This window comes from Calothrix sp. FACHB-168 (genome assembly GCF_963889195.1).
GTDB lineage: Bacteria > Cyanobacteriota > Cyanobacteriia > Cyanobacteriales > Nostocaceae > Aulosira > Aulosira anomala_A.
Map to the genome: position 1 here is coordinate 597,866 of NZ_CAWPNJ010000001.1, position 12,059 is coordinate 609,924.

Sequence of the window (12,059 nt, forward strand, 5' to 3'; positions counted from 1 at the left end):
TAGTGTCAACGTTGCTTTGGCAGATTATATTTAACAAACTTACAGGAATTATTACTAGTACATTTAACTTTTACCAATACCCCAATTTCATCTGAATTCGTATCGTTACGTATACGTTCGCCATATTGAGTAAATATTACTGGTTTCGTAGCACCTTGGATTAAAAATTGATTGGTTTGTAAAAGTTTTTCTTTAAGCTGCTGGCGATATTGTTGAAGCTTCTGGGGATTGTATTGTAAGTTTATTTGCTTTAACCCTGCAATAATTGCTTGAGTTGCATCATACGCCATAGCATTTCGCCAGTCTAATTCTACATTATTACCCCAAAGATTATTAGCCTGTATATTGAAAGGTAATTGCTCGTCATCTGAGTGCCAAGGAACAGCAAACACCAGGTTACTTTTTTCTACATTTTTTTTCCTGGTTTTACTGTAGGATAGAGAATCTCCACCTATTAGTATCAGATTTGGATTTGGAATCTGAGAAACTTGCTCAATAATGGTTAATGCATTATCTAAAGTTGTACCTTTAGCAGAAGTAATCAGTAGTAAAACAGTCGGCTTATTGGTTTCTATTTGTTTTAGAATATCGGTTGGTTGTTGCGTCAACAGATCGAATTCTGCATCATACTGTGGTAACGCAAACGAATTTTGAAAAGTCTTTTTTAAAGAGTTGCTATAAAGATTACCTTTAGTATATGCAACAATAAATTTTGCATCTTGAGGCTCGCTTTGATTTAACAATCTCAATCTTTTCTGAACATAACTAGACAAAATTGTAGCGCTATAATTGTCATTAATAGTAGTGCGAAAAATTTGAAACTCATACTCATTTATGTCAGAAGAGGTACTGGTAGGAGAAATAACCACAATTTGATTGTTATATTCTTTTAAAGATGCAATGGTAGTTGAACTCGAATAGTGCCCGATAACTGCTAATATATTCCTCTCAGGTTTAATAATATTGTTTGCGAGTTTTGCTACATTGTCTGCATTATCCTGATCGTCTACTATTTCAACTACCAATGGTTGCTTCTTATTATTAATACCAATGCCGCCTGTGCAACTATTCAAAGCTGTAATGTTATTATTGTTAATAAAATTAATAATATTATCCACACTGCCGCAATTTAGTTCGCTTTGAGCATGGGCAACTCCACGTAAAATGTTTTCAGAACGTTCTTGATCACTAGTAATAGGAACAGTTACTGCTATTTTGAGATAGTTTTGTCCCTGGCTTTTTCTTAACTCGGCGATCGCATTATTTAGATAAATCAGCGTTTCTGGATCGTTTTTTGATGATTGTAAAGATTCTCTAAAATGATTAATAGCAGATTCCCATTGTTGTGCATGAAATGCATTTATTCCCTCTTTTTTTTTGGTTATTTGGGTGTTTGTATTCCTGTTAATTTCAGGTTGGTCATCCCGTAAAAGTTTGTCACCACGACTGAAGAATTTATCAAAATCAGTTTGAGTATTTGAGGGAGGGGTTGGTGAAAGTGCTGTTACTGTGGGGGTGGGAGGAGGATTTGTATTAAGGCAATTATTACTTAGTGTACATTCTATTTGAGGAAATAAGATAACTATAAAGCAGCATATCAAAAATAAAAAGATACATATCGCTAATTTGTACTCACGCCAAAGCTTTTTTATTCCATCTTTGAGCTTGTAAATGTTAATCAAGTGAGGCCAAACTGGCGACTTTGCTGCAGGGTTTTGATAAATAACAGGTAGCCAGGAAGCGCAAGGATATTGATTTTCTATACTCTGTAAATTCCCTTGTGCTTTGCGCACAGCTAGATAAAACAATTCACCTTGGGAAAATAACTGCAAGAATTCTTTTAAAAATTGATATGCGACTTCATCTGGTACCAGTTCCCGCATAATAATTACTTGGGGAATTTGAAATTGCATCAATTTATTTGCTAAACCTGAACCATCGCAAGAACTGAAAATCACTAATTTTAAGCCGTTTTGTATAGCGCCTTTAAATGCATTTCTTAACTCTCTCATAGATGGACTATCGCTAGGGTTGATCTGCAATTGTCCATCATTGTTTGTATTTATACTCCAACTGTGTCCTGAAAAACAGACAATATCCCAAGAGTCCTCATTTTGTAATTCTTGACAAAGTGCTTGGCGCGTTGGTGTTGGTAATTTTTTGACTTTTGCACCAGGTAAATTGTTGAATAAGTTTCCATCACGTTCAAAATTATTGGTATTTGGATCGGTATTTTGATCGCTACCCAAAATAGCTAAAATTCTTACAGGTCTTTTTAGTGGTTTAGAATGTGTATGTATATTAGGTTGATGTATATTCAAGGTCGTACTTAGGGAGAACCAAGCTTTAGGAAAAATTTCAAATAAATCCCATAAATGCCAAGGTAGCTTTTTTAGTATTTCATTGTCGGTATGGAAAATGACCTGAATAGGTTCGGTTCTTCTTAGGTGTTGTTCTATGTAAAGACGCAATGTTTGAATAGAAGGATGATTGAACCACTCTTCGAGACGCATTTCCAATCTTTGAGCAGCTTCTATACACTCTGCTATGGTAGGAAATTCGTTGTTCTGATCTGGGGGAATTTGAAAGTTTAAAAAAGGCTGATCTAAATTCTTATAAATTTCTTGGAAATTCTGATAAAGCTCTGGAATATCAGGTGCAGGAGGAAGATTTGCTATTTTTGGATCAATGAGTCTACCTTTTTGACGAATTTCCACTTGGACTCTAAAACCTTGCGCAAAATCACCATTAATGATATTGAGTTTAACTACTTTAGCCATTAATATTTAGTTATTTTTTATAATTAAGTTTAATTATTACTGATTTAAGTTCTCTCATGATTAATTATTATTTTTCTTTGATTAAATAATTTATTTTAAAAAAATACTTTGTTTTAAATTTGGCAAATTTGCAGAAATATACATGATTATCATAATTAAGTAATCTATCTAAAGTAGTAGATTATCATGATTTACTCATTTTTGTGACTAGTCTGAAAGAATAACTTACAACCCTGATATATATTTGGCTGTAGGGGCACGGCACCAGTAAGATTATTGTATATGCGAGAAGATGATAGATGCCGTGCCCCTACAATGTGGTCTATTTACCTGAAAATTGCCGTATATTCATTTTTATATATAATTGGTATGACATAGATTTTGTATTTTCTCTTAATGTATAAATCCTATAAATTATTTTTGCACCGCAGAGGCACAGAGGGCGCAGAGAGAAAATTGGATTTTCATATCTTCGCCTAAGCATGGGATGATCTTTGTTCTGAGATTGTCTACATCATTATCGGCACTATGACTCAACAAGCAAATTCCCAATTTCGCATCGAACGGGATTCGATGGGCGATCGCCAAATTGCAAGTAATGTTTATTACGGTATCCAAACCCTACGGGCTATCGAAAACTTCCCTATTAGCGGACTTAAGCCGTTAACTACTTACGTGGATGCTGGTTTATTAATCAAAAAAGCTACTGCAATTGTTAACGGCGAACTGGGTTGCATTCCCCAAGATATTAGTCAGGCTATTGTGCAAGCATCAGATGAGATACTTGCAGGAAAGTTACGCGATCAATTTGTGGTGGATGTCTACCAAGCTGGTGCGGGTACTTCTCACCACATGAATGTAAATGAAGTGCTGGCGAATCGGGCTTTGGAAATTTTGGGGGATGAAAAGGGCAATTATAAAAGAGTCAGCCCCAATGACCATGTGAATTATGGACAGTCTACCAATGATGTAATTCCCACAGCAATCCGCATTGGTGGGTTATTGGCGCTGACGCATACATTACACCCAGCTTTGGATAATGCGATCGCATCTCTTGAAGCCAAAGCGGTAGAATTTCAAGATATCGTCAAATCTGGTAGAACTCATTTGCAAGATGCTGTACCTGTGCGGTTGGGTGAAAATTTCCGCGCTTGGGCTTACATCCTTGCAGAACATCAAAACCGGATTTACACTGCTTCTGGCGATTTGATGGTGTTGGGTTTGGGTGGAAGTGCTGCGGGTACAGGGATGAATACTCACCCCCATTATCGGGCGCGGGTGGTGGAAGTTCTCGCAGAATTGCTAAATACACCTTTGGAACCTGCACCCCATTTAATGGCGGCGATGCAAAGTATGGCACCATTTGTGAATGTTTCCGGTGCTGTACGCAACTTAGCTCAAGATTTAGTTAAAATTTCCCACGATTTGCGGTTGATGGATTCGGGACCAAAAACTGGCTTTAAGGAAATTCAACTACCGCCAGTACAGCCCGGTTCCTCAATTATGCCAGGGAAGTATAATCCGGTGATGGCAGAGATGACATCGATGGTATGTTTTCAAGTTATGGGTTACGACAATGCGATCGCACTTGCCGCCCAAGCTGGACAATTAGAATTAAATGTGATGATGCCTTTGATTGCCTATAATTTAATTCAGAGTATCGAAATTTTAGGTAATACCATCGCCGCCCTCACGGAACGTTGCATTAAAGGCATTACCGCGAATCAAGAACGCTGTTTAGCTTATGCTGAAGGTAGTTTAGCTTTAGTTACCGCCCTCAATCCCCACATTGGATATCTGAATGCAGCAGCTGTAGCCAAGGAATCCTTAGAAACTGGTAAATCCTTAAGACAGATTGTTTTGGAAAAAGGATTGATGAGTGAGGCGGAATTAGCCACCGTGTTAAATCTAGAACAGATGAGTGGTATCTTACCCCTCACACCAGAAGCAGACAATTTAGATTAGAAAGATAATAGGAAGATACAAGAAAGAAGAATTTCTTCTTTCTGTTATCTTTACTAATTTGAATTTATTATCCATGCAGACCCAAAAACCATCGGTCAGTTTAATTCGTGCTACTTCTTACGAACGCGAGTCTCTACGTGAATCGTTAACAACGCTGCTGGAACCTTTGGGGGGAATGGCGGCTTTTGTAAAAAAAGGCGATCGCGTTTTGCTCAAGCCTAATCTCCTGACTGGGGCGCGTCCAGGTAAAGATTGTACCACACGCCCCGAACTGGTTTATGCAGTTGCCCAGATGGTCATAGAAGCAGGCGGTAAGCCATTTTTAGGCGATAGTCCCGCTTTTGGTAGTGCTAAGGGTGTAGCGATCGCGAATGGCTATGAACCCATTTTAGAAGAACTCAACCTACCAATTGTAGAATTTCACGGACAGCGCTACGAAACTGTCAGCGAAAATTTCAACCATTTATTGTTATCCAAAGAAGCAATAGCGGCGGATGTGGTTATTAATTTACCCAAAGTCAAATCCCATGCCCAGTTAACATTAACTTTAGGCGTAAAAAACCTTTTTGGCTGTGTTCCTGGGAAAATGAAAGCTTGGTGGCACATGGAAGCCGGGAAAGACGCTAACCGCTTTGGCGAAATGCTGGTAGAAACAGCTAAGGCTATTAACCCCAACTTAACCATTTTAGATGGCATCATCGGTCATGATGGCAATGGCCCTAGTAATGGAGAACCTCATCCCTTGGGAATTTTAGCAGCAGCCACCAATGTTTTTGCTCTAGATCGGGCAATGGTGGAAATTCTCAATGTATCACCCTCTCAAGTTCCTACCGTTGACGCTTCCCAAAGATTAGGCTTATGTCCCGAATTGGCTGAGATTGATTTTCCTCACCTAGAACCCGATTTACTCAAAGTAGACAATTGGAAATTACCAGACAAGTTAATCCCCATCGATTTTGCTATGCCCCGCGTGATTAAATCTACCTTTAGACATCTATATATTCGGTTTATTAAAGAACCAATGACAGCCTACGGCAGACGGTAGTTTAATAATTGCAATCTTGACTACAAAAATCTTCAGTTGTTCAAGAGTAATCTATATCTACCCTCCGATTGCTTAACTAAACCGCCCTCGTTTTGCGGCGGTTTTCTCATTGAGAATTGTGTTATAAAATTATTTATGTAAAGTTTTTTATCTGCCGCACTTGGTTTTAATTGTTGTTCTATATCTTGAAGACAATATTCAGCAAAATTTTCTATACATCCAGCTAATTAGTAGATAAATCTACCTATATATAGATTTACAAAATAACAAAAGTAATATTTTCAATTGAGAACCTAAAGTTTAAATGGTTGTGAGTGCAATAACTGAATTAATACCTCTAACTAAGATAGATATATCTGTATTTATCCGGTGTCAATTCATAGAGCAAAAACCTACCTCAACAGCGAGAAGGAAAGCGAAAATTGATTTACGTATAACCACTGTTGAATTGTGCGTAAAACCAAGCCATAATCGGTACTTTTGCTGTATTAGCGTGAAGTAGCACAAATTCAGCAATTATCCTTATAACTACCTTAGACAAGGGTTTTAGAGATGTTATACTGATGCAATCAGGTTTCAATTCTGGAAAAAATCAGCAGCAAGAACTGTAATTTATAATGCATCATTACCAATCATGAAATACTCAACAATTCCTCCCTAGCGCAAGTATTAATTAATATTAATGAACGCCTGAATGGGGAAAATGTTTGTAGCGAACAATGTATTAAATTTTCCAGCCAATAAACAGAATTTATGCTAGTTACCAAAGTGGTTAAGATTCTGTATTAATTCAGGGTTCGCAGCTAAAAATTAGTTACAATAGTAGTAATACTCTCGTCAAGAGAGCATAACTTAAAGTGATTTGGTGAATTTCAATTTTTTTGTATGAATTCAAATAGCCAGTCTGCCAATACCGATACATATTCCCATAGGTTGGCAGACATTGTGGGAACTGCGATCGCTCTTTTAACTTTGACATTACCAGTTTTTGTCATTGCCCACTATTCTTCCACAAATTTACCCTATAATCAGCCATCTCTGACTTATAACTTGCCACGAATGGACGATTAAACAATCTCAACAAAAAAATATTCACAAAACAAGCATTGCAGAGTCATTCATACTAAAACATCAGCACGTACTCAGCACCAAAGAGAATGAAATAACTCTCTTTTGATGGTGTTAAGCATAACTCGGATGCTTTTGAAAATTGTGGCTAGCTATCTAGTTAACACTGGCGCAACTCCAGGTTCTTAAAAAGCCAAAAATCCCATTAATCACAGTCAATGGGACAAATAAACAAAAAAAGCGGCGATAATTTAGCGATCGCCGCTTTTTTGTCATTGGTCATTTGTCATTGGTCATTTGTCATTGGTCATTTGTCATTGGTCATTGGTTAAGAATTCTCGACAATGAACTGTTGACTGTTGACTGTTGACTGTTGACCATTGACCATTGACCATTGACTCTTGTACAGACAAGGGTTATTGCGTCTCTAACAAATGACTGTTGAGCGCCAATCGAAAGAATTCTTTAAGATTTGTCCATCTTGGCCATAAAATTCTACACGGGGAGCCTAAATAATTGCACCCAAAATCTACCTGTTATGAGAGGAACCTTGTTGTGGATTTATCCCTAATACCACCCCAACCAAAACCCGGTTTGCTGAATGTTCTCATTGAAATTCCCGGTGGGAGCAAAAATAAATACGAATACGATAAAGATCTTCAGGCTTTTGCCCTAGACCGAGTCCTGTATTCTTCGGTACAATATCCTTATGACTATGGCTTTGTACCCAATACTTTAGCTGATGACGGCGATCCTCTAGATGGTATTGTCATTGTCGATGAACCAACCTTTCCTGGCTGTATAATTGCTGCACGACCAATTGGTTTGTTAGAAATGATTGATGGCGGCGATCGCGATGAAAAAATCCTTTGCGTTCCTGACAAAGACCCACGCTACGCTCAAGTAAAATCATTAAAAGACATACCATCGCACCGTTTGGATGAAATTGCTGAATTTTTCCGCAGTTATAAAAATCTGGAAAAGAAAGTAACTGAAATTCTCGGATGGCAAGATGTTGAGCAAGTAACAGCATTAGTAGAAAAGTGTATCAAAGCTGCTCAAGCATAATCGGTTAAAGTAATGGGTAATATTTCAGTTGTCAGTAATTCAGAAACTAACTTTTGCATTGTTGACGATTGATTCATTACCCATTACTAATTTGCTAGAACGAGCAATTCTGAGTCGCTTTGCTAATTAATGAGCTAAAAGCTATATGTCGCCATCCCTAAAACAAAAGAAGAAGCACAGAACAAACCAATGAATAACTAATGACAAATGACAAATGACCAATGACCAATGACCAATGACCAATGACCAATGACTCTTTAACATCACCAGAGTCAAGCAATCATCAATATTAACAACTTTTGCTATTTGCAGAACGCAAAAATTGCTACATAAACCCAAATCAAATGCAGCGAACTCTCCTTTCGGCAAAAATTCATAACTGTACCCTGACAGGGGCAAATGTTAACTATGTGGGAAGTATTAGTATAGATAACATTCTGTTGCAAAAAGCGGGTATATTACCTTACGAACAGGTACAGGTAGTTAATAAGGCGAATGGCGAGCGCTTTGTTACCTATGCCATACCTGCGCCAGCTTATTCAGGAGTAATCGAGCTAAATGGGGCTGCTGCACGTCTAGGCATAATAGGCGATCGCCTGATTATAATGGCCTACGGGCAGTTTACTCCGGAAGAGTTACAAAATTACTCGCCTACGGTTGTCATTGTAGACGAAAAAAACCAACTGTTGGAAGTACGGCACTACGATGACCTGCTCAGTAAGGTCTAAAATGCGAGGACAATGTCAAATTTTGAACTGTCAGGTTCCCAGAGCTACTTAACTGAGACGGAAGCTACCCCCCTCAGTCATCCCCCCACAGAATTTTTGGTGCAATTGTGGGGTGTGAGAGGTTTGATTGCTACCCCAGGAAATAACACCAATCGCTACGGTGGAAATACTGCTTGTGTAGAAATGCGCGTAGCCGGAAAAGAACTGATTTTTGATGGGGGTACTGGCTTAAGAGTACTGGGTAAAACTTGGCAGCAAAGGGAACAGCCAATTGAAGCGCATATATTTTTTACTAACTCCCAATTAAATCGCATTCAAGGCTTTCCTTTTTTTGCGCCTGCATTTATCACCAAAAATAACTTCCACATCTACGGTACAGCAGCTTCCAATAGCGCTTCGATTAAGCAATGTCTGTACGATCAAATGCTTCAGCCGCACTTCCCCTATCCTTTACAGGTGATGCAATCACAATTGCATTTCCACAATCTGACTTCGGGGAGCAAGGTTAGCTTAGATGATGTAACGATTTATACGGCATTAATTAATCAACATCAGCGATCGCTTGGCTATCGTATCAGCTGGCAGAATTTGAGTGTTGCTTACATCACAGATTTGCCCAAAAATCCTGATGAAGTCGAACAAGAGCGGATTTTACAGCTAATTACAGGGGTAGATTTATTGATTGCTAACGGTACTTATAATCCCCCAACAGCACATAACCACGATCTAGCTGATTTGCAATGGCAAACTGCTGTAGATTTAGCCCATCATGCCTCAGTCAAAAGCTTAGTTATCTCTCATTATCATCCAGATGATGACGATGATTTTCTCGACAGCGTGCAATCTGAAGTTAAGTCTGTATTCCCCAAAGCATTATTAGCCCGTGAAGGGATGGTTTTATCACTTTAGGGCATTGGGCATTGGGCATGGGAAGATGAGGCGATAAGGAAGACAACCGACAATTGTACAGACGCGATTCATCGCGTCTCTGTCTCTGACTATTGCCCATTGACAACCGACAACTGACAACTGACTCTGGACAATTGACTGAGTTGTTTGAGTTTGTCTGCTACTGCGCCACTCATAAATAATTCTTTGGCTGTGGCTATACCCGATCGCATATCGGGAGAAATACCACTGCGCCATAGATAAAATCCACCATTCCATAAGGCGGTTTCCATTAATTCTGTGGCTGTACCTGCTAAAACCGCTTGCATTTCCGTCAGCAGTTCTTCTGTTGTGCCCAGGGGGACGTTTTTCGCTGGGATATCATAATCACGGGGTGCAAGGTGCAGTCTTTCTATTTCTCCTGTTGGGGATGATAAGCCGATAATCGCTGTGCGATCGCGTGGTAAGTCGCAGCTACCTTCCAATCCCTTAACCAAGGTATATTTTGTGATGTTGTGGAACCCAAGCGTGGATTGAAATAAGGCTTCTGTTGGTGGATGGACAAACCCAGGAATTATATGTACATCCCCGGCGTAAGGACACCAAATTAACTCCATTGTGGCGAAGGGCGGACGTTTGCCTAGCTGGTCGCGGTATTCCCAAAGACTGTTAATTAAGGGAAAATGCTGAGGCGTATAAACAAAGCCAATGCCAGTTTCTGCAAATACCTGCTGGGTTTTTTCTAATGACAAGCTTGTCCAATTGACTCCTAAACCCTGCCAAATTTCTGCTAAGGGTAAACCGTATTTTGTCGGTAAGCGATCGCCTCCATGCATCAACACAGGTTGACCTACAGCAGCTAATAATAAAGCTGTAATTGGGCTAATTGGCGCAGTGCGGGTTCTGCCATCATAAGGAATACCAAAAACGATGACTGGTTTCTCAGTAGCGATGGGTTGAAGTTTTGGCCCTAGTTCGTTGTAAGCATCTAACATTCCCGCTAACTCGTCTGCTGTAGGACGTTTGATGCGGTGAGCAATGAGAAACGCCCCAATTTGGGCTGGGGTCGCTTCACCTAGCAATATCATTTTGGTAGCTGTTGCAGCTTCAGTCCGAGTTAAATTTTCTCCTGTATGATTTCCACTACCAACCTTTTGCAGAAATTGCCTAAATAGATTGCTCATAGGAGTCAACAGTCAATGGTCAATAGTCAATAGTCAATGGTCAACGGTCATTAGTCAATAGTACTGAGACTTCGGACTTTTGATTTGGGACTTTTGACCCTCCGAATTTTAGATTTTAAATTTTGGATTTTGGATTGAGGTTTTTTGGTTCATGCCCCGCCCCTTGAGGGCGAAATAAATCTCAAATCGTCAATCTAAAATCTCCAAGCTCCGTACCCTTGTGGTCGGGGTCAATCTAAAATCTAAAATCCAAAATCTAAAATTGTTTGACTCATGATAGCTTTAAGAAGCCGATCGCTGTTGATTAATTTGTGGTGGGATATTGTCGCGTACTAGTTGCCAAAAGTGTTTGATTGGGGGAATTTGTAAGCGATCGCCAGTTGTTACCATGACTACCCGACGGGTTAAGCTAGAAGTGTCGGGTACAGTACCATTATTATTACTGGCTAAAGGGCGGACTGCTAAAGTCGGGTCAAGTTGGGCTTCCATTAATGCCGAATGGGGTAGCAAAGCTATGAGTTCGCCTTGACGCACTACTCCCCGGAAAGCATCTAGGGTGTTGACTTCTAAAGCCGCTTGCAGGTTGGCTTCTAGTCGCTCAAATCTATCTTGGATTAAGCGTTGCATCCCATAACCATCTTTAAAGACTACTTGGGGATAACGCACTAATTCCGACCAAGGAATACATTCATATTGGGCTAATGGATGTTTAGCTGAGGTAAGAACTTCTATCGGTTCTTCATAGAGTACTTCTACTACCATTTCCCGCCCTGTAGTTAAAAAGCGATTGTTCATCACAATTGCTAAATCTACCAAGCCGTCTTTAAGGACTTTTAAAGCGCGATCGCTACCTAAGGAGGTGACGCGCAATTGCACATCTGGATAGTCGCGGCAAAATTGCTGCAACACTGGTGGTAAGTAGGAGGCGCACAAAGAGTGAATTGCCGCAATGCACAATTCTGGCTGCTTCCCAGCAATTAAATCTGTTAATTCCTCAGTTGCAACTTGCCATTCTTGACAAATTTTGCGCACGCGAGGAAGTAATCGTTCACCTCCCAAGGTTAACTTGGCGTGAGTGCTGCGATGAAACAGTTCTATGCCCAAATCGGCTTCTAATGCCTGGATTTGGCGGCTGATGGTCGATTGGGTTACCCCACATTTACGTGCTGCTTGTTGAAAGCTGCCGGTGTCCGCGATCGCTATAAAAGCTTGCAACTGCTCTAGTCGCATTTTTTTGTAGCCTGAATTACATTTATGGCTTCCATTAACTTAACGGTTTTTTTACCTCAATTTGGTACAGTTTGTTACAAGTGGTGAGCTTTGCAATATTTTA

General features: G+C 39.7%; 9 protein-coding genes. 6 read left to right on the forward strand and 3 right to left on the reverse strand.

Annotated features, from left to right (window positions below):
* Positions 1-5 precede the first annotated feature (5 nt).
* On the reverse strand, positions 6-2,780 hold the full coding sequence (locus tag AACW45_RS02455; RefSeq protein WP_190627247.1) for an ABC transporter substrate-binding protein: 2,775 nt from the start codon (positions 2,778-2,780) through the stop codon (positions 6-8).
* Between the two features lie 528 nt (positions 2,781-3,308).
* On the opposite strand from AACW45_RS02455, the gene AACW45_RS02460 reads away from it, so the two are divergent.
* The 6 genes from AACW45_RS02460 to AACW45_RS02485 all read left to right on the forward strand — a co-directional run bounded on the left by AACW45_RS02460 (position 3,309) and on the right by AACW45_RS02485 (position 9,563).
* Positions 3,309-4,745, forward strand: a complete 1,437-nt coding sequence (locus AACW45_RS02460; protein ID WP_190627249.1) for an aspartate ammonia-lyase — start codon at positions 3,309-3,311, stop codon at positions 4,743-4,745.
* 73 nt (positions 4,746-4,818) lie between these two features.
* Positions 4,819-5,790, forward strand: a complete 972-nt coding sequence (locus tag AACW45_RS02465) for a DUF362 domain-containing protein (protein ID WP_190627251.1) — start codon at positions 4,819-4,821, stop codon at positions 5,788-5,790.
* Positions 5,791-6,675: 885 nt separating this feature from the next.
* Entirely contained in the window at positions 6,676-6,861 is a 186-nt protein-coding gene (locus AACW45_RS02470) for a hypothetical protein (protein WP_190627253.1), read from the forward strand.
* Between the two features lie 552 nt (positions 6,862-7,413).
* The gene (locus AACW45_RS02475) at positions 7,414-7,926 is read left to right on the forward strand and encodes an inorganic diphosphatase (RefSeq protein ID WP_096644415.1); all 513 of its coding nucleotides are present in this window, start codon (positions 7,414-7,416) and stop codon (positions 7,924-7,926) included.
* A gap of 344 nt (positions 7,927-8,270) precedes the next feature.
* Positions 8,271-8,654, forward strand: a complete 384-nt coding sequence (panD, locus tag AACW45_RS02480; protein ID WP_190543922.1) for an aspartate 1-decarboxylase — start codon at positions 8,271-8,273, stop codon at positions 8,652-8,654.
* A 12-nt stretch (positions 8,655-8,666) separates the two neighbouring features.
* On the forward strand, positions 8,667-9,563 hold the full coding sequence (locus tag AACW45_RS02485) for an MBL fold metallo-hydrolase (protein WP_190627255.1): 897 nt from the start codon (positions 8,667-8,669) through the stop codon (positions 9,561-9,563).
* An 89-nt stretch (positions 9,564-9,652) separates the two neighbouring features.
* On the opposite strand, the gene AACW45_RS02490 is transcribed toward AACW45_RS02485, so the two are convergent.
* Positions 9,653-10,726, reverse strand: a complete 1,074-nt coding sequence (locus AACW45_RS02490; protein ID WP_190627257.1) for an anthranilate phosphoribosyltransferase family protein — start codon at positions 10,724-10,726, stop codon at positions 9,653-9,655.
* Positions 10,727-11,008: 282 nt separating this feature from the next.
* Positions 11,009-11,956: a LysR family transcriptional regulator gene (locus AACW45_RS02495; RefSeq protein ID WP_190627258.1), complete on the reverse strand. Its 948-nt coding sequence runs from the start codon at positions 11,954-11,956 to the stop codon at positions 11,009-11,011.
* Positions 11,957-12,059: the final 103 nt, after the last annotated feature.